At 41.0% G+C, this 19,945-nt stretch carries 13 protein-coding genes; 8 read left to right on the forward strand and 5 right to left on the reverse strand.

The window, feature by feature from the left end; genetic code table 11:
* Window positions 1–18: 18 nt before the first annotated feature.
* From ACFS6H_RS05260 to ACFS6H_RS05295, 8 genes are all read left to right on the forward strand, one after another.
* Window positions 19–1,485, forward strand: a complete 1,467-nt coding sequence (locus tag ACFS6H_RS05260) for a RagB/SusD family nutrient uptake outer membrane protein (protein ID WP_386095982.1) — start codon at window positions 19–21, stop codon at window positions 1,483–1,485.
* A 284-nt stretch (window positions 1,486–1,769) separates the two neighbouring features.
* Entirely contained in the window at window positions 1,770–4,910 is a 3,141-nt protein-coding gene (locus ACFS6H_RS05265; protein ID WP_386095984.1) for a SusC/RagA family TonB-linked outer membrane protein, read from the forward strand.
* A gap of 20 nt (window positions 4,911–4,930) precedes the next feature.
* Window positions 4,931–6,394 carry a RagB/SusD family nutrient uptake outer membrane protein gene (locus ACFS6H_RS05270; protein WP_386095986.1) on the forward strand — a complete coding sequence of 488 codons (1,464 nt, stop codon included), beginning with the start codon at window positions 4,931–4,933 and terminating at the stop codon, window positions 6,392–6,394.
* Window positions 6,395–6,607: 213 nt separating this feature from the next.
* Complete coding sequence (locus ACFS6H_RS05275) at window positions 6,608–9,751, forward strand: SusC/RagA family TonB-linked outer membrane protein (protein ID WP_386095988.1); 3,144 nt, start codon at window positions 6,608–6,610, stop codon at window positions 9,749–9,751.
* 42 nt (window positions 9,752–9,793) lie between these two features.
* Window positions 9,794–11,299 carry a RagB/SusD family nutrient uptake outer membrane protein gene (locus ACFS6H_RS05280; RefSeq protein WP_386095990.1) on the forward strand — a complete coding sequence of 502 codons (1,506 nt, stop codon included), beginning with the start codon at window positions 9,794–9,796 and terminating at the stop codon, window positions 11,297–11,299.
* Window positions 11,300–11,481: 182 nt separating this feature from the next.
* Window positions 11,482–13,446: a M1 family metallopeptidase gene (locus tag ACFS6H_RS05285; protein WP_386095992.1), complete on the forward strand. Its 1,965-nt coding sequence runs from the start codon at window positions 11,482–11,484 to the stop codon at window positions 13,444–13,446.
* A gap of 164 nt (window positions 13,447–13,610) precedes the next feature.
* Window positions 13,611–14,288, forward strand: coding sequence for a MerR family transcriptional regulator (locus tag ACFS6H_RS05290; RefSeq protein ID WP_386095994.1), 678 nt, complete (start codon window positions 13,611–13,613; stop codon window positions 14,286–14,288).
* 21 nt (window positions 14,289–14,309) lie between these two features.
* On the forward strand, window positions 14,310–14,792 hold the full coding sequence (locus ACFS6H_RS05295; protein ID WP_386095996.1) for a YcxB family protein: 483 nt from the start codon (window positions 14,310–14,312) through the stop codon (window positions 14,790–14,792).
* Here ACFS6H_RS05295 and ACFS6H_RS05300 read toward each other — a convergent pair.
* The 5 genes from ACFS6H_RS05300 to ACFS6H_RS05320 all read right to left on the reverse strand — a co-directional run bounded on the left by ACFS6H_RS05300 (window position 14,789) and on the right by ACFS6H_RS05320 (window position 19,547).
* Entirely contained in the window at window positions 14,789–16,102 is a 1,314-nt protein-coding gene (locus ACFS6H_RS05300) for a polysaccharide deacetylase family protein (protein ID WP_386095998.1), read from the reverse strand. The two genes, ACFS6H_RS05295 and ACFS6H_RS05300, sit on opposite strands and share 4 nt — an antisense overlap.
* A gap of 277 nt (window positions 16,103–16,379) precedes the next feature.
* A complete protein-coding gene (locus ACFS6H_RS05305; RefSeq protein WP_386096000.1) occupies window positions 16,380–17,762 on the reverse strand; it encodes a LutB/LldF family L-lactate oxidation iron-sulfur protein in 1,383 nt (460 codons plus the stop codon).
* 24 nt (window positions 17,763–17,786) lie between these two features.
* Window positions 17,787–18,386 carry a DUF3109 family protein gene (locus tag ACFS6H_RS05310; protein ID WP_386096002.1) on the reverse strand — a complete coding sequence of 200 codons (600 nt, stop codon included), beginning with the start codon at window positions 18,384–18,386 and terminating at the stop codon, window positions 17,787–17,789.
* A gap of 283 nt (window positions 18,387–18,669) precedes the next feature.
* Window positions 18,670–19,080: a hypothetical protein gene (locus ACFS6H_RS05315; protein ID WP_386096004.1), complete on the reverse strand. Its 411-nt coding sequence runs from the start codon at window positions 19,078–19,080 to the stop codon at window positions 18,670–18,672.
* 53 nt (window positions 19,081–19,133) lie between these two features.
* Window positions 19,134–19,547, reverse strand: coding sequence for a hypothetical protein (locus tag ACFS6H_RS05320; protein WP_386096006.1), 414 nt, complete (start codon window positions 19,545–19,547; stop codon window positions 19,134–19,136).
* Window positions 19,548–19,945: the final 398 nt, after the last annotated feature.

A 19,945-nucleotide genomic window follows, 5' to 3' on the forward strand; every position in this document is an offset into this window, starting at 1 on the left:
GGACTTAAAAAGAGATTTATGAAATTTAAATATATCAAGAGTACGGCTTTAGTAGTAGTAGTATCTACTGTACTATTTGCCTGCCAGAAAAAAACGGTAGATGATGTTACACCTATCGACCAGATACCTGCGGAAACGGCAATTAAAGAGATGGCCGATGTTACCAGGGCGGTTAACGGTGTGTATGGAACCTTATCTCCCAGACGTTCCGTTTATATCAATGCAACAATTTCTGATGAGATCAGGCTGGGTACAGGCACAGAATACAGGAACGTTGGTAATATCCTGTTTAACTGGAACCATGTTTCTGACTCTCAGGACTGGCGTGATGGCGAAACCGGCGGTGTTTGGACTAACTTATACACTGTAATTGACAGGGCTAACCGTGTGCTGGAACTTATGGAGCCGGTACCAACCCCTACTGCGGCTGATGTAGCGTTAAAAGCTCAATACAAAGGTGAAATGTTAGCAATGAGAGCGTATGCTCACCTGGAATTATTGAAGTTATATTCCGAAACTGCAGTATACACTGCTGATAAGTTAGGAATAGTAGTACAAACTGAATATGTAAAAGCTCCTGGTTCTTATAAACCCGTAAGGACTAATCAATCAGCAGCCGTAGCACAAATCAATACTGATTTGATCGATGCCAAACCACTGATTCCGGCTTCATTTACTAATATTTCAAGGTTAACTAAAAATGCGGTTTCAGCTCTCCAGGCTAAACTGGCATTACATATCAGGGACTGGCCTAATGTAATTACTTATTCAACTGAGGTGATTAACGCCCAGCCTGTAAGTACTATAGCTACATTCCCTGCTATTTTCCAAACACGTATCCTGGCACAAAATCAGTCTTCTGAAGTTGTGTTTAAATACAATGTGGTGAGTGGTGCAAACCTGGGAAGTGCTTTAGGTTCTTTATGGCAGGATGTGGGTGCCGGCGCTGCTGTTCAGGCTACACCTGCAGAAAAACTGCAGAATACGTTTGACAAAGTAAATGACGTGCGTTATGCTACCTATTTTTACCAGGCATCTCCGACCAGCAGGGTATTAATTGCCAAACATGGTGTTAATACAGGTACTAATGGTGAGAACTTTTCTTTTGATTTAAAAGTTATCCGCACTTCAGAATTGTTATTAGCCAGGGCTGAAGCATACGCCGAGTCTACTCAACCGGCATTAGCAAATGCAGATCTGAAAAAATTACGTGAAAGCCGTATTACAGGATACACTCATACTGATGTTCCTGCTGCTGGTTTAGTGGAAGCTATTTATTTGGAAAGATATAAAGAGCTTTGCTATGAAGGTCACAGGTATTATGACCTGCGCAGAAGATCTTTACCGATTGAAAGGACTTTAGCTGACGCCGGTGGTTTGCCTGCATCTCAAACTTTACAACCAACAAATACAAAATATTTGTTACCAATACCTCAGCAGGAAAGGTTTGCTAACCCAACCATTCAGCAAAATGCAGGGTATTAATATAATTTAATTGCCTTACCAGGCATGAAAATCATAAAAAAGGGACCGGTTTAAAACCGGTCCCTTTTTTATTTCAACGGCATTGATCTGTTCAATGCCGTTTTTTTATTACAAATAATTAAACGAAAAATTCCTTACAGCGCCCTGTTATTTATAAAACGATAATAATGTTTATACCATTGAATAATAAATCTTTACGAATAAAAACCGGTTTTGCAAAGAATAATTTTGTTGAATGCCATTTTTATTGTAAATTTTACAATATTTTAACTAAAATAATGCATATGAGAAAACTGTTAGTCCTACTAACAATATTCCTGTTGACCTCAGGCATGTTGTTAGCCCAAAAAACCATATCTGGTAAAGTCACAGATGAAAAAGGTTCACCCATCTCCAATGCTTCCGTAGTAGTTAAGGGAAGTTCCAATGGAGGTTCCACCAATGAAGAAGGCTCATTTAGAATTGAAATACCCGGCACTGCCAGGTTATTGGTATTTTCTGCTGTAGGGTATGTACAGAAAGAAGTAGCGATAGATAACAAGTCAAATTTTGATGTAGTGCTTGCAATTGCTGATCAGAACCTGGAAGAGGTAGTCGTGGTAGGTTATTCTACCCAGAAAAGAACCGAGTTTACCGGCTCAGCAGCTACTGTAAAAGGGGATGTAGTGGCAAACAGACCTATTCAAAGTTTTGGTCAGGGACTGACAGGACAGGCCTCTGGTGTAAATATTATTCAGTCAAATGGTTTATTAAATAACCCGCCGGTAATAAGGGTAAGAGGATTAAGCTCTATTTCTTTAAGCTCCTTTCCTCTTGTAGTGGTTGATGGAATACCTATTTCTACCAATGATGTTTCTGCCAATGCATCGGCAAATAATCCGCTGGCTGATATTAATCCTGCGGATATTGAATCGATTGATATATTAAAAGATGCAGCTTCCACCTCCATTTATGGATCGAGAGGTGCTGCAGGTGTATTATTGATAACAACCAAGAGGGGAAAATCTGGTAAGGTAAAAGTAAACTATGACGGCTGGGTGGGGAATAACCGTGCGGCACGTTTACCGGACGTATTAAATGCATCGCAGTTTGTTGCGCATAAAAACAAGGCAATTGATAATGCATTTGAAGTAAACCCTGCTTTTACTGGTGCACCCAGAAATGCATTTGTGCTGATGAATGATCCTAACGGCAATGTGGTGGATGTAGACTTTTTTGACCTGGTATACAGAAATGCGCTTTCTCACAGTCATAACCTGTCCGTGTCGGGTGGCAATGACAAAACCACGTATTATTTTTCTGCTTCCTATACAGATCAGGATGGCTTTTTAGAAGCCAATAATTTCTCCCGCCGCTCTGGTCGGTTTAATATTTCTAACCAAACAACCAAGTGGTTAAAGTTATTTTCAAATATCAGTTACTCCAATACTATTAATAATGCCCCTAACAGCGGTTCTTATGTTGGTGGTGCTTTTGCTACTTCCGGATTAGGCCGAATAGCTATGTCTCAGGCACCTAACGTACCGGTATATACGGCTAGCGGCGATTATAGTACGGAAGCCAATGCAATCGGCCGCGGTGCTAACCTGATCAGTATGCAATGGTCAAATCCTCAAACCCTGATTGACCTGGATAAAAACCGTTCGGAAACAAATAGGATATTTGCGAACATTGGTGCAGAAATCGCCTTATTTAAAGGCCTGTCATTTAAAAGTTCCTATACCTGGGATCTGCGATTAACTGATAACCAACGTTATTGGAATCCGCGCCAGGGTGATGGCTATGCGTCCTCCGGTAATGCTTATAATAATACCAACAGATCCGATAACTGGGTATGGACAAATACCTTACAGTACAAGACATCTATACTTAATCAACATAACATTAATGTATTAGTAGGAACAGATGCTCAAAATACTTATGTAACAGATTGGGGTGGTAACAGAACCACACTGGCTGATCCATTCTTTACACAATTCCAGGGTGTGTTCCTGGTAAATGATGCGGCAGGCAATGGTATTTCGGAACAATCTTTACAGGCTTACCTGGCTTCTTTAAGCTATAATTTTTCCGAAAAATATTATTTCGCCGCCAATATCAGGCGTGATGGAAACTCCGCTTTGGCAGAAGGAAAAAAATGGGGAACATTTGGTGGTGTTTCAGCCGGATGGGCCATCTCCAATGAGAATTTTTTTAAGAATAGCGGTCTGGGAAGATCTATTCAAAATTTAAGATTAAAAGCCAGCTGGGGTAAGGTTGGTAATGGAGGCCTGGGTAACTATTATGGCGCTTATGACCTGTACAGTGCAAGCGTGTATGGTACTGCTCCATCAGTTTTCTATAGTCAATCAGGTAATAAAGATCTGCAATGGGAAACCAGTAAACAAACTAATATAGGTTTGGACCTGGGTATTCTCAATAACCGGTTAAACCTGGAGGTTAACTGGTTTAATAAAGATATAGACAACCTGATCCTGGCAGTTCCACAGGCTCCATCCAGAGGTGTTCCGGGTAACTCTGTATTACGGAATGTAGGTTCTATGTACAATAAAGGCTGGGAGTTTTCTGTGAATGGACGTGTGATAGACAAAGGCGATTTCAGATGGAATGCCAATATAAACTTTGCCACTGTTAAAAATAAAGTAACCTCATTAGTGGATAATAACTCACAGATATTAGGTTATACCAGCTCCTTAGAGTTAACCAGCATTACCAAAGTTGGGTACGCTGCTGCTAATATTTATGGAGTAAGAACAGCTGGTGTAAATTCTGCAAATGGCCGGCGGATATTTATTGATAACCAGGGTCGCCAGGTACAATACCAACATTTAGGTGGCGCAAATGCGTGGACCTTATTAGATGGCACACCTGTTTCGAGTGGTGTAGTTACCAGTGCCGCCGTTCCGCTTGGTAATACCCAGCCTACATGGTATGGTGGTTTTAATAATACGCTTACCTACAAACAATTTGATGCGGGTATAAACTTTACTTTTTCGGGCGGTAACTATATTTATAATGGTACAAGAGCCGGCTTACTGGATCAGCGTGTTTGGAATAATTCTGTGGATATACTGGATGCATGGTCAACTACCAAAACAGATGCAAAAATCCCACGTCCTATATATGGTGATAATATTTCCAACGGGTCAGCATTTTTGATAAGCGAAAATGTTGAGAAAGCTGATTTCCTCCGCTTGAACCTGCTGACACTAGGCTATACATTACCTGCCAGGGTATTGGGTAATAGCGGTATAAGTTCTGTTCGGGTGTATGTTCAGGGAAATAACTTAATGCTTTTAACAAGCTATAGTGGTGTGGATCCCGAAATATCAACAAATGGTAATTCTAACACCACATCAGGTATTGAACGTAACAGTATACCACAAGGCAGAGGATTCACTTTTGGTGTAAATGTTGGCTTTTAAAATCTTAAAACCAGAAAATTATGAAAGCAATTTCCAAATATAATTATATAAATAAGTTACTCACGGGTACAATACTCGCAACAACGCTATTCATTACATCCTGTAAAAAAAGTTTCTTAGATAACCGTCCTGAATTAAATATACCCGAGGACCAATCTTTTGCAACACCCGCAAGGATTTTGGCTCAGGTAAATGGTTTGTACCTCTCCGCAAAATCAGGGTCATTGTTTGGAGGACGTTATTATATTTATAATGATGTAAGGGGCGAAGAATTTAGAAACAGGACATCTAATGTGGTTACGGGCTATAGCGCCTACCAGTTTACGAATGATCCTTCAGATACCTACATTGAAGGATTCTGGAGTCAGGGTTATCTTACTATAAACAGGATTAATAAATTTTTAGCAGATTTTGAGTTATCTCAAAATCAGGGTATCGTAACTGATGCAGTGAAGAAACAATATATAGCGGAGGCTAAGTTTATAAGAGGCTGGACTTACTATGCACTTGTTCAGCTTTTTGCCAAGCCCTATACCCTGGATAATGGTCAGTCAAGAGGATTGCCGTTACGCTTAACACCGCAAATAGGCTTTGGCGATAATAAACTTGCATCCAGTAAAGTAGCCGATATTTATACACAGATACTGAAAGATCTGAATGACGCCGAAGTTGATCTGCCGGATACTTATTCTTCTGCTGCTACCAGAACCACCAGGGCACATAAGAACACCGCCATTGCTTTAAAAACAAGGGTATACCTGGCAATGGGTGACTTTGGAAAAGTTATCGTGGAAGGTAATAAAATTGTATCACCAACAGCTCCATTTACCTCTCCTAACAGAGTAGCACATGCCTTGATACCAGAAATCCGAAATGTATTTGGCACAGAACCGTCTACCGTTGAAAATGTTTTCTCGGTACCAATGGCAACAACTAATCCTCCGGGTACCCAAAACCAACTGGGTTATTATTATAATGCCGGTAATATTGAGTTCTATTTAAATCAATCCGGCGCTGGTATCTATGCTAATACTACAGCCTGGCCGGCAACAGATGCACGAAGGACTACTTTTACCAGTGCTTATTCTGCCGCCTGGCATTTGTTAACAAAATGGAGTGCCGCAGCGCCCTATATTGACTGGGTTCCGGTAATCAGGTATTCGGAAGTATTGTTGAACCTGGCAGAGGGTGAAGCAGAAGCCGGCAGCTTAACGAGAGCGCACGATCTGGTAAACGCAGTAAGGCGCCGGTCAGATGCTGCGTATGTAGTTCCGGTTTTTACTGATAAAACAGTTGCCCTGAATAATATATTTTTAGAAAGAAGGATAGAGTTACTTGGTGAAGGATTCAGGGCCCAGGATTTACAGAGAAGACTGTTACCCTTTCCTTCCATTGGCGCCGGAGCAAGCATACCGGTGACAGACTCCCGTTATGTTTTCCCAATTCCAACAAGTGAAAAGCTGACAAACCCTATTGTAGAATAAATAGTGTAAATAACAAACTTATATTTAACGGCATTGAGTTTACTCAATGCCGTTTTTTAATAACCTAAATTTTATTATTAAAAGTACTTGTAATTCTTACATTATTGATTGATAAGTATTTATCATGTAAGAATTACGTTTAAGAAAAAATGTTTTTTTTAGTGTAGGTTTTAGTGTAAATTTTTACAATACTTTAACTAAAACTAAATGCAAATGAGAAAATTGTTAGTGTTACTAACAATACTTCTGTGTACATCAGGGGTATTGTTAGCTCAAAAAACTATTACAGGTAAGGTTACCGATGAAAAAGGCGAAGCGGTTGCCAACGCCTCGATAGTAGTAAAAGGAACGTCTGCCGGTACAACAACAAAAGACGATGGCACATTTTTATTGCTTCTTCCTGCAAATGCAAAAAGTCTATTGATTACTGCTATTGGCAGTAAAGAAAAGGAAATAACAATTGGTAACAGCACTTCTTTTACTATTACGCTGGCTACAAGCGAGGGTACTGAAGAAGAGATCGTTGTTGTTGCATACGGTACCCAAAAGCGGGAATCTATAACAGGTTCCGTGGCAAAAATAGGAGCTGCACAGTTGGAAACAAGATTGACTACCAATATCAGCCAGGCACTCGCCGGAGCTGCACCAGGTATTGGTGCTACATCGGGTAATGGCCAACCTGGTAGTAGTGCTGGCATCAGGATCAGGGGATTTGGGTCTATTAATGCAAGTTCAAGCCCTTTATATGTAGTTGACGGCTTTCCCTATAATGGTTTTATTGGTGATATAAATACCAATGATATTGAAAGTATTACTTTATTAAAGGATGCATCCTCTACAGCATTATATGGTGCCCGGGCCGCAAATGGTGTGGTAATGATTACAACTAAAAAAGGGAAAAGTGGTGCCCCAAAGGTAAATCTTGCCGTGAACACAGGTTTTTCGCAAAGAGGCATCGCAGAATATGACAGGGTAGGGGCCTATGAGTATTATCCGTTGATGTGGCAGGCAATGAAACACGGCCAGATGTATCCCTCTACAGGAACAGGTATGACCGAAGCCGCAGCAGCTCAGTATGCTACCAATAATATAGTATCACAGTTAATATACAATCCTTTTGGCGTACCCGATAATCAATTGGTAGGTACAGACGGAAAACTGAATAACAATGCGGTATTACAATATAATGATTTTGACTGGTATAATGGTATTGAAAGAAATGGACCAAGAAATGAAGCTTCCCTGAGTGTTTCTTCTAAAATCAATAAATCAGACTACTTTTTTTCTTTAAACTATCTTAAAGACAAAGGGTTTGTACTTAAATCAGATTTTGAGCGGGTAAATGCGAGACTTGCACTTAATTCTCAAATTAAGGAGTGGTTAAAAGCAGGTGTGAATTTTACAGGAATTATTGTTAACTCAAACCAGGCTGCTGCCGGCGATGATAATACCGGCAGTTTTGTTAATCCATTTGTTTTTGCCAGGGGAATGGGGCCTATATATCCCGTGCATGCTTTTACTGCTACAGGTCAACCAGTGTTAGATGAATTTGGAACCCAGTGGTACGATTATGGTATGCATCCCGGGGCCGTAAACAGGCCAAGCGGCGCATCACCTGGCAGACATGTATTGTATGAAACAATGCTTAATAACAGGTTGTCTAAAAGAAATAGCCTTCTTGGCAGAACATACCTGGAGATGAAGTTTTTAAAAGACTTTACTTTTACGACGAATGTTGGTGTCGATCTTAATAATACAAGAAGCAATACATTTCAGAATAAAATTGTGGGCGATGGTGTAACTGCAGGCGGAACCGCTTCCAGGTCTGCTAATGAATACAGAACCGTTTCTTTTAATCAGTTATTAAAATATGACAAACAGCTTGGTTTGCATAGCGTAAATGTATTATTAGGTCATGAAACACAAAATACGAATGAAGAAACCTTCAGCGGTTCCAGACGAGGAATGAACTTTGACGGAAATGAAGAATTAGTAAACTTTGTTACACTTGCAAGTGTAACAGGACAGCTTGATCGTTTAAGAAGGGAAGGTTATTTTAGCCGGTTGAATTATGGATTTGACAGCAAATATTATATTGATTTATCTTATCGCCGTGACGCTTCATCCAGATTTGCAAAACAAAGCAGGTGGGGAGATTTTTATTCGGTTGGTTTTTCCTGGAATGCATTCAAAGAAGGGTTTCTTGACGGAACCAAAGGTTGGTTAAGTGACCTTAAAATACGGGCTTCTTACGGTACAGTAGGTAATGATGCTTTAGATACTTATTATGAATTTCAGGGCTTGTATGGTTTAGGCTTTAACAATGCAGCTGAGCCCGGAGTACTTGCTACTAAAATTACAAATCCCAATCTGACATGGGAGGTAAATGAAACAATTAGCTTAGGCATTGATTTTGGATTATTTAAAAACCGCATTTCCGGTACTGTTGAATTATTTGACAGAGGCTCCTCAGATTTATTATTTGATGTTCCTCAGGGACTTACTTCAGTTGTAACTACCCGAACTGAAAATATTGGCGCTATGTCTAATAAAGGTATTGAAGTTCAATTAAACCTTGAAGTAGTAAAAACCAAAGATGTAAACTGGACATTACAACTGAATGCAACCAGTTTGAAAAACAAAATAACAAAATTACCAGGTGGTAATCCTATAACCAGCGGCACAAAACGTTTAGAGGAGGGTAAAGATATTTACGCGTTTTATCTGAGAAAATGGTATGGAGTAGATCCTGCTGACGGATCTGGTTTGTGGTATGCAGCTCCCGGAACTACTACAGATTACAGAGTTAATGCTAAAGGAGATACTTTAACATTTAATCAGAATAATGCTGTCTTCCATTATGCCGGTTCGGCAATACCTAAAATATTTGGCGCCATAACTAATACCGTTTCGTACAAAGCGTTTACCTTATCGTTCTTATTAAACTATCAATTAGGTGGAAAATTCTATGATGGCAACTATGCCGGTTTAATGGCCACCAGTTATGGAAGGGCTTTACATGTGGATAATCTGAGAGCCTGGAAACAAGCCGGTGATGTTACAGACGTGCCCCGGCTGGATATTAATAATACTTCCAGATTTAATTCACAATCGGATCGGTTTTTAATCAATGCTTCTTATTTGAATATCAGGAACCTGACCTTAAGTTATGATTTGCCAAGATCATTCATCAGTAAAGCAAATATTGACAGAATAAAAATTTATGTTGGAGGAGAAAACCTGGCGGTAATTGCCAAAAGAAAAGGCATGAACCCTGCCGAAAGTTTTAATGGTACAAATAGTGCTATTTATGTTCCCAACAGGTTGGTCAACTTTGGTGTTAACCTGACTTTCTAACTTTAAACACTAAGATTATTCTGAAAAAATTAAAATAATAACATGAAAAAAATATTAAGCAAAATAACCCTTTCAATTGCTATCGTGAGCCTGGTGGCCGGCTGTAAAAAGGATTTTTTAGATGTTGGTCCCACAGGATCAGTAGACGATGGCGCTATTTTTACTACCACTACAAATGCGTCAAATGTTATTAATGGTATATACAGGTATTTGTATTCAAGATACAGCGAGCAAAATCAACCCGGACACGGAGGGGTAATGTTAATGCTTGAGTTTATGGGCGAAGACCTGCATCAGGCAAATGCTACCTGGTATTCTCCCGGTAATGGCACAGGCGGTTGGGTAAATCATAGAAATGATAACTACGGATATGTTGCCTATCCCTTCCGGTTATATTACCGTTGTTTGGGTAATGCCAATGCGTTAATAGAAAATATTGATAACGCCACAGGTGCTGACGGTGATAAAAAAAGGCTTAAAGCCGAAGGGCTTACCATGAGAGCCTGGAGTTATTTTAACTTAATCCAGATTTACGCGAAAAGGTATGATGCTTCAACGGCTAATGCACAACTTGGCGTTTCCATGCCTTTATCGGCGTCCGAAACCAAGCTGGCCAGGTCAACAGTAGCGGATGTCTATACACAAATTGTAAAAGATTTAGACGATGCTATTGTTCTCTATGCAACCGCTTCAGCAGTGCCCGGTACAAATAAAAAGTCACACTTATCCTTAGCTGCTGCATTAGCTATCAGGGCAAGGGTAGCGCTTACCATGCAGGATTATGTAAAGGCTGCTGAATTTGCGAAAAAGGTTGTGGATTTAGGTGCTTTTTCTTTAATGACGAATACACAATATCAGGCAGGGTTCAATGATATTAATAATCCGGAATGGATCTGGGGGGCTTTTGTTCAGGACGACCAGGGAGATACATTCGGATCTTTTTTCGGCCAAATTTCCTACGACGGTAACACTACGTATGTGCGAGGTACCCCTAAAAGAATTAATTCGGCACTTTATAACCTGATTACTGCAACAGATGTAAGAAAGAAAATGTGGGAACCAAATCCCAATGCAACAAATTTTCCTTTACCACTGGCAACTTATGCAAGAACGCCCTATATGAGCAGAAAGTTTAAAATAAGAACCCTGCCTACCATAGGTGATGTTCCTTATATACGTTTAGCAGAAATGTACCTGATCATGGCAGAAGCATATGCTAAAATGTCTCCTGCAAAAGAAACAGAAGCAAAACAGGCCTTGTTCACCTTGGCTGTAAACAGGGATCCTAGTTATACATTAAGTACTAATACAGGCGCGGCCTTAATTAATGAAATTCTTGTACAAAGAAGGGTTGAACTTTGGGGCGAGGGATTTCGTTTCTTTGATTTAAAAAGACAAAATCTTCCATTAGACCGTACAGCAGTACCAAATTACGTTGCGGCCTCCGGTGGCGGTACATTACAAATACCAGCCGGTAGCCCTTTATGGCAGTTCGTTATTCCTTTATCAGAAATACAGGCAAACCCCAATTCCAAACAAGACGATTAACAATTTTCCTGAAAAGCTGTTAAACTGTATATATAAAAGCTATCTCCAACCGGGAGATAGCTTTTATCATTTCCACCCATCAAATTCCCCGCCCGCACTTCCCGCTTTTTTCCTATATTCATAGCTTCATTAACCATTGAGCAATTTTTAAACGTAATCTGCAAAAAATCAACACAGGAAAAATGAAAAAAGCAAGTCTATGGATGGCGGCAGCGTTATTCATAACCGGATCTGCCGTTAAAGCCCAGCAGGCACCCGCAGCCACCGAATCCAAGTACGATTCGTACAAACTATTCTCACCGTTGTTTTATACCTACAATGGTAATGAATACCGTAATGCTGCCGGGGAACCAGGGCCGGCTTACTGGCAAAACAAAGTCGATTACCAGATCAACGCCAAACTAGATGATACCAAAAAACAGGTATCGGCTACTGTTGTGATCACTTACCAGAACAACAGCCCGCAGGCATTGAGCTATTTATGGTTACAATTAGATCAGAACCTTTTCAATAAAAACTCACGTGGCCAGGCAAAAATGCCGGCAACCGGCCGCAGCCGTTATGGTGATGCCAAAAGCGGTTTTGATGGCGGATATAAGTTTTCTTCTGTAAAACTATTGAACGGAACTGCCGAAGCGGCTGCCGATACGCTGATCTCCGATACCCGCATGCAGGTGCGTCTGGCCAAACCCCTGGTAAAAGGTGGTATCATTAAATTAAAAATGGAATATAGTTATACCGTTCCGGATTATGGCGCGGACCGTACGGGTATCCAACCTACCAAGAATGGTGATATTTACGCCATTGCACAATGGTTTCCCCGTATGTGTGTGTATGATGATATCCGCGGATGGAACACCGACCCTTACCTGGGTGCCAGTGAGTTTTACCTGGAATACGGCAATTTTGATGTAAGTATTACTGCTCCTTCTTCCTTTATTGTTGGTGGCTCGGGTGAGTTGCAAAACCCTCAGGAAGTAATGACGGCTAAACAACTGCAAAGTTATAACCAGGCGAAAAACAGCGATAAAACGGTGATCATCCGCTCAGCTGCCGATGTAACTACACCGGGTACACAGCCTAATAAACCCAGCCTGACCTGGAAGTTTAAAATCCAGAACTCCCGTGACTTTGCATGGGCCGCTTCCAAATCATTTATCTGGGATGCTGCAAAGATGAATTTACCTGATGGTAAAAAAGGACTGGCTATGTCCTTATACCCTGAAGAGTCTGACGGACAAAATGCATGGGGACGTTCTACAGAATATACCAAAGCCTCTATTGAAAATTACTCAAAAAGATGGCTGCCTTACCCTTATTATTCAGCAGTGAACGTAGCCAGTAATGTAGGTGGTATGGAATATCCTGGTATTGTATTCTGTGGTTACCGTGCAAAAACAGCAGGATTATGGGGTGTAACCGATCATGAATTCGGTCATATCTGGTTCCCTATGATCGTGGGCAGTAACGAACGCCGCTATGGCTGGATGGATGAGGGCTTTAATACTTTTATTAACGGTATTGCTGCAAAAGATTTTAATAATGGCGAATATGCACGTCCTGCCGGAAGCGCTCATAACAGTGGCTTATTCAGGCCAGGCATGGAAGTGGTGTATAATACACCTGATGCCATGAAAGAAAGAAGTATCGGCGCTTTATTATACTCCAAGCCTGGTTTTGCCCTCACTTTATTACGTGAGCAGATACTGGGTGAAAAACGTTTTGATTATGCGTTTAGAAAATACACCCGCGACTGGGCTTATAAACATCCTACACCATGGGATTTCTTCCGCAGCATAGAAAATTCGGCAGGTGAAGACCTTGCCTGGTTCTGGAAAAGTATGATACTGGAGAACTACCAGTTAGACCAGGCCATCGTCAATGTTGAGCCTGTACAGAATGATGCCAAGAACGGTACCATCCTGACCATTGCCAACCTTGACCAGATGGCAATGCCGGTAGTGATTGAATATACTACAGCCGACGGCACTGTTGCCCGTCAGAAATTACCGGTGGAAATATGGCAGAATAATACTGAATGGAAAGTATTATTGCCTGCTACAACTGCTGTAACCAAAGTGGTATTAGACCCGGATAAAGTATTCCCCGACATGAACCCTAAGAACAATGTCTGGCCGGTTCAATAATAAGTTATAATTTTTACGAAGCCCCTTCATTGTAAGGGGCTTTTTCATGCTGTAAGATCCCGGCCATCAGCCTGTGATACCTGGTAACAGGCCGGTAAATTGTGGATAATTATAACATAACTTAAACTTACCTGCCCGGTAAGCTGTTTTACCTTTGTTGCTCAATGGCTAAAGGGCTTACACAAATTGCATTTGACTTTTTTGCACCTCCCGAAGAGGAAAAAAAGCCAGTTCCACCACCTCCGGCGGAACTGAAGCCCTTGTTGCAAAAACCGGCCATCATCGAAATTGAAGAGCCGGCGACCGAAGAAGCGGTAACAGAAGAAAAGGTGATTGACCTGGAACAGGAAGCTTTTGCAGCTCCCGGACCGGTAACAGCAGAAGAGGCAATAACGGAAGAGGCCGGGGACAGTAATATTATTATTGTTGAAAGCAAGGCCAAAAAAAATGGTGAAACCCGTGGCCGCCGTTCTTTAAAAGAAAAAAGCCTGGATGTTAACCTGATTGAGATACCCAATGACGAGATTTTATTTCAGCGGCATTATTATCCTATTGGTGAAGTGGCCGAAATGTTTCACGAAAATCAGTCACTCATCAGGTATTGGGAAACAGAGTTTGATATTTTAAAACCCCGTAAAAACGGGAAAGGGGACCGTTTGTTCCGCCCCGTTGATGTAAAAAATATAGCCCTGATATATGACCTGTTACGCCGCAGGAAGTTTACGATACAAGGGGCCAAAGATTATTTAAAGAATAATAAAAAGGCGGAAGAAAAATTTGCCCTGGTACAATCATTACAACAAATAAAAAGCTTTTTCCAGGAGATAAAAGCAAATTTGTAACACTCCGGTCATTTCCACATTATGCTTATCAAGACCAAACTCTCAGAGCGTGATTTTATAAACGCCAACCTGGTAATGTTATACAACAAACCTTTTTTACGGTTTGCAACTGGCCTGGTGCTTGCCAGCTGCGTACTGTTTTTTGTTTGCTCCTTTTTTCTTCCTTCGGTGTCTGTACGTTCTGCTATTTTACCTGTACTGGCTATTTCGGCATTACCCCTGGCCACTTATTTCAGTGCAAAAAAAATATTTAAAAAGAGTACCACACTCGGTGAAAGTATCAATTACGAACTGGATGAAGATGCCATAAATATACATGGTGAATCATTTACCGGGCAACTGGCCTGGACTAAAGTACATAAGGTTACCAAAACCAGGAACTGGTTGCTCATATGGCAGAACAGCCAGCAGGCTAGTCCTATCCCGCGCAGGAATGTACGTGACCTGGATCTGCCTAAGATAGCCGGGATACTTAATAAAAACGGGGTGAAGAATAATCTCTAAAACGCAGGTGGGTGCTGCATTACCTGCCATTGCATAAATTGCTCATATACTTCTTTCCAGCCTGTAAAAGCAGGGTCGGTCCCAACAAAATTATTATGCCATATCATGCTGAACAAGCCGTTTACGTCTTTAACAGCCTGATACAGGCTTTTCATCTCCGCCAGGGCATCCTGCGGGGTGTTATTTTGTTCGTAATAGGCATTGGCATCCATAAAACAAAAAGGGAATAATAGTAATTCCGTTTGTTGTTCCTGTTCCAGGTCGTACCAGTAAAAGGGCAGGGCAACCGAAGCCCTGAAGCCGTTGATGCTGCCATAACCCATGGAAAAATCGAATCTGATGCCTTGCTGTAGCAACATCCGGTAAGTATGGGGTACTGTGAATTTGATATAATGCTGCCTTGATGCCAGGACCGGCTTGCCGGCTATTTGCGTTAATGTTTGTATTTCCCGATTCATTACGCCCTCATCCAGGCTGCTGTTCCAGGATGGGTGTATACCAACGGGGTAACGGATCAGGTGATCACTGATCAAGGCGATCAATTGTTTATTATCCGGTGAAATATTCTTTTCATATTGCGTGCGATGGTGCGCCAGCAAAAAGAAGTAATAGGGCTTAAGCCGGTGTTGCTCATGTAACTGGTGTAACCAGCCATAAGCATCAAAGGGGTCTTTTTGTTTACCCCGTAATACGGCAATTCTCTTGCTTAATAATGAAAATTTGCCCTGTAGGAGATCCTTACACCAGCCCCCCAGATTACGCCGGAAACCTTTGTTCTTATAACTCCAGGCAATATCAATATCGTAGGTGGGTAAAAAGGTGAATTGATTTTTACCCGCAATTTGTACGGTTAATTTTTCCTGCACTTGTTGGGTAAAATAGGTCCACCAGGTATTGATCAGCGGTTGGTGTAAAAAGTTTTCCTTAAAAGCCAGTGCGTTTTGGTGTGGGTAGCGTCCAAACTGGTCAGGAGTATAAGGTAAATACTCTTCGTAACGGCTTAACAGATAAAAGGAGGCTGCAAAAATATCAAAAGGTATATCACCGCCGGTAGCAAAAAAAGCTTTCATGCCATTGGTCTCAAAACAATCAATAGCCTGTGCCTGTATACCGGACTCCGTTAATAAGGCATGGGGATGTATGGTAAAACATTTTACAGCCAGTACTTCTTTGCTGTAGTTGATGATGATTTCATTATCCTTTACATCATGGATAGCAGTAACTATTTGTACAGGTTGTGTAAACAATTGCTGTATAAAGTTGACAACGTATTGTAAACGGGGGGTGATATGGTGGGTGTACAGGTACAATTAGCAATTAATAATTAGTATTAATAATATTGAAGTTAACTGTTAATAGTGTAAATAAACGTGTTTGCTTTTGCATAATGCCCAATAGAATTACCGAACGTACAAGCGAGCGTATAAAAGTCATTTCCACTGGAAATAAATTTTATACCAACTTTATCGGGTTACAAAAGGCGATGCTGGCAGCAATGCAGCCGGTAACAAAAAAAGGATTAAGTAATTAGTTTGTAGTATAAAGAGGGAACCGCTGCTTTTGCACGACAACTTAAAACTTACTACTTTAAACTTTAAACTTATTCTTCTCCACCCACTGTTCGTTGAACGATTTTTTAGGGAACTCCAGCTTACTGCGATGTTGTGTCCATGCTTTGCCAATGGTATTGATCAGTTTACTTTTAATAGTACCGTTGGCCATATTCATCATACTACGTCGCAACATAGCGGTTTTCCAGAGTTTCCAGGCTATTTTTTCGGTAAAGGGGGCATATCCTTCTACACGGGCTTCATGCCGGTTTTCGAGTAACAACTCGTGCAGGTTAATTTTTACGGCACATACCTCGGTACAGTTGCCACATAAAGAAGAGGCATGACTCAGGTGTTTCCATTCCTGCAGGTCCTTTAAATGCGGTGTAATGACCGAACCTATCGGCCCGCTGTAAGTAGCGGCATAAGTATGGCCACCAATGTTTTTATATACCGGGCAGGCATTTAAACAGGCTCCGCAACGGATACAATACAGGCTTTCGCGGGTGGCCGGGTTCTTTAAAAGATTGGTACGGCCATTGTCCAGTAATATCACATACATTTCTTCCGGGCCATCGGTTTCGCCGGCTTGCCTGGGGCCGGTTACAATGGTGTTGTAGGAAGTGATCCGTTGCCCGGTACCAAAGGTAGATAAGAGGGGCCAGAACAGGGCCAGGTCCGTCATGGAGGGGATCACTTTTTCAATACCAACAATGGCAATATGCGTTTTAGGCATGGAGCAGCTTAACCTGCCATTGCCTTCATTTTCTGTTACCGCTATACCTCCGATATCGGCAATAATGAAATTAGCACCGGTTACACCTACTTCGGCTTCGGCATATTTATTACGTAAAATATCGCGGGCTACCAGTGTTAGCTGCTGCGGGGTCAAAGCAGGGTCCGTACCCAGTTTTTCAGCAAATAAAGCAGCAATATCCTCTTTGCTTTTATGCATGGCCGGCGTTACAATATGGTAAGGCGGTTCATCATCCAGTTGCTGGATATATTCACCCAGATCGGTCTCAATGCTTTCTATTCCCTGTTCCTGTAAGTATTTGTTCAGGTGAATCTCCTCCGTCACCATGCTCTTGCTTTTCACGAGGGTTTTGCATTGTTTGGCGGCGCATATTTTCCCTATTTCATCCAGTGCCTGCTGGGTGGTTTCGGCCCAGATCACTTTAGCCCCACGGGCAGTGATGGTTTTTTCAAACTGTTCTAAATAGCTATCCAGGTTTTCAATGGCCCGCCACTTGATGTTCTTGGCTCTTTCACGGGCCGTATCCAGCGCTTCAAACTGCTGCTTACCCAATGGCACGGCTGCATTGTATTTACCAATATTAAAATTGATGGTTTTGCGATGTTGTTTATCGCTTGCTTTAAGAGTGCTTTTGGCAATAAAATCGGCTGCAGTTTCTTTCACGCTTCTGTTTCGTATAAAGGTAAGTTAATCGTTCTCTTTATTGATATAATGTGCCTGGGCAATAGCATCAAGGGTTTCGTAAAACTCTTCCCCGTATTTGCGTACCAATGGTTCTTTTAAAAACTGGTAGGTGGGTACTTTTAATTTTTCGCCCAGCTTCCAGCCGCATTTACACAGGGTTTTGCGTGGTTCATAGTTCATGCGGTCGTAATCGCCATGTTTACCTTTATATACAATAATAGGGTAGAGGTGGCAACTGATGGGTTTTTTCCAGCTGATCAGTCCTTCATTATAACCTTTTTCAAAGGCACAATTGATCTGGCCGTCTTTTTCCCTGATAGCGTAACTACAAATGCCATTGTCATTATGCATGGTAGGGGTTACCCAGCCAAACTCGTTATCGTAAGTGTAATATTGCTGGTCCTCGGCCGATTGGATGGAAGCTTCGGTAAGGTAATGTTTTATTTTAGGGAAGCTGTCCTTCACTTTACGCAGCTCTTCCTCACTTAACGGAGCTCCTGCATCCCCTTCCTCGCAGCAGCCGCCTTTACATTTGGCCAGGTCGCATACAAACTGCGATTCCACCACATCATCACTGATCAGTATATTCTCAATCACTATCATACAACAAAGGTAAGAACTAATTAAGGATCTCTGATTGGCTGAGGGGCGATTTGATGTAAGGGGTTTCGAATAACAATAGGCAAAGTTTTGTATTATTAACCATACAGGAAGGCTTGCAGATGGTTAGCAAAATGGGAGTGGAGTTTATGTGTAATTATCAGATAATGATATTATTATGTTTTAATATTATTGGGGTCCTCAACAGGTTATTAGCAGGAAGGGCCGGGAAGTAAGTTTTTGGATTTTCATTTTTCATCGGGCTGTTGGTGTCTGCGGATAGTTGTTATTCCTTTTCTACTGCCGCTGTAAATGTTGAAGAATTAACCGTCACACCTGAGGGCAGAGAAATGGTTGTCCTGTTTGATTGGATAGCGCCGGGCTCTAATGTAGGTATTAAAGGAGCGCCGGTATAGGTATTACCATTATTATCTTTTACCCTTAGTTTTACCACGAGATCGTCGGTACTGTTAATATCGTACTGTTTATTACTTATATTTTTTACTGTATACTCTACACTATAGTATGCATTGCCTGTTCCCTGTCCGTGAGTAATTACTGTTAATTGAAAATCGGCTGCTGTAAAACCCGGGTTATCTGTTGTATTGTCGTTTTTGTTACAACCAGCCATTAATATAAAAGGTATAGCTAATACTGTTAACAGCATTGTTTTCTTAAAAAGGTTTCTTGTTTTCATAATTTTATTTTTTAATACTATCAGCTTGCAGCAAGCGGCATTACAAAAAGTTGTTAGTACATTTCAACAGCCGCTGTAAATGTTGAAGGGTTAGCTATTACGCCTGATGGTAAAGCGATTACCGATGTACCACTTTTGGTAGTACCGGCTTCTATAAGTGGTAATAAATAATCGGTTTCGGTAAATGTGTTACCATTATTATCTTTCACGATGAACTTCAGGATAAAATTGTCGTTGCTGTTATTATCGTAATTTTTAGTACTTATGTTTTTTACTGTATATTCTACACGATAGTCAGAACTACTGGGTCTATGTACATGAGAAATGATCGTTAACGTAAAATCAGCTGCGGTAAAAGTATTCGGGTTAGTTGTTTTGTCATCTTTGGCACAACTTGTTATCAGTATAACAGGTATGGATAAAAGTAATAATAGTATGGTTTTTCTGAAAATGTTTCTTGTTTTCATAATTTGAAACTTATAAATGTCTTACTTAACTGGCCTATCGTTGTTATCAGTAATATGGGTTTACTTATATTTCGTTAAATAATATATAGCCACAATAGCCATAATGGCCATTATTATTTTAAGTATACCCGATCCGATGGAGTTTTTCATATTTTGTTATTTTAATAAATTATTGTTTCGTTCCGGTAAAAATGAATGAACGGTCTGTTGCGGCTTGCTTTTCAGCAGCCACTCACAGTTCCTTCTTGCTTTTAGTGTAAACCAGCCTACCGGTTACCGTATTACTTTATACAACCCCGTTTTGGTACCTTACATCTGTAAATGTTGCAGATGTGGCATCAGAATAGGCTTCCCTGTTTTAGGTGTAACTTTTAACTGATTGCCACCAACTTTGGTGA

The sequence above is a fragment of the Terrimonas rubra genome (assembly GCF_042686025.1).
Lineage (GTDB): Bacteria > Bacteroidota > Bacteroidia > Chitinophagales > Chitinophagaceae > Terrimonas > Terrimonas rubra.

What these genes read in the sequence shown, in the direction of transcription:
- ACFS6H_RS05280 (WP_386095990.1), top strand. Translation starts at nt 9,794, where the DNA reads ATGAAAAAAATATTAAGCAAAATAACCCTTTCAATTGCTATCGTGAGC.
- ACFS6H_RS05295 (WP_386095996.1), top strand. Translation starts at nt 14,310, where the DNA reads ATGCTTATCAAGACCAAACTCTCAGAGCGTGATTTTATAAACGCCAAC.
- ACFS6H_RS05310 (WP_386096002.1), bottom strand. Translation starts at nt 18,386, where the DNA reads ATGATAGTGATTGAGAATATACTGATCAGTGATGATGTGGTGGAATCG.
- ACFS6H_RS05290 (WP_386095994.1), top strand. Translation starts at nt 13,611, where the DNA reads ATGGCTAAAGGGCTTACACAAATTGCATTTGACTTTTTTGCACCTCCC.
- ACFS6H_RS05260 (WP_386095982.1), top strand. Translation starts at nt 19, where the DNA reads ATGAAATTTAAATATATCAAGAGTACGGCTTTAGTAGTAGTAGTATCT.
- ACFS6H_RS05275 (WP_386095988.1), top strand. Translation starts at nt 6,608, where the DNA reads ATGAGAAAATTGTTAGTGTTACTAACAATACTTCTGTGTACATCAGGG.
- ACFS6H_RS05265 (WP_386095984.1), top strand. Translation starts at nt 1,770, where the DNA reads ATGAGAAAACTGTTAGTCCTACTAACAATATTCCTGTTGACCTCAGGC.
- ACFS6H_RS05320 (WP_386096006.1), bottom strand. Translation starts at nt 19,547, where the DNA reads ATGAAAACAAGAAACATTTTCAGAAAAACCATACTATTATTACTTTTA.
- ACFS6H_RS05270 (WP_386095986.1), top strand. Translation starts at nt 4,931, where the DNA reads ATGAAAGCAATTTCCAAATATAATTATATAAATAAGTTACTCACGGGT.
- ACFS6H_RS05285 (WP_386095992.1), top strand. Translation starts at nt 11,482, where the DNA reads ATGAAAAAAGCAAGTCTATGGATGGCGGCAGCGTTATTCATAACCGGA.
- ACFS6H_RS05315 (WP_386096004.1), bottom strand. Translation starts at nt 19,080, where the DNA reads ATGAAAACAAGAAACCTTTTTAAGAAAACAATGCTGTTAACAGTATTA.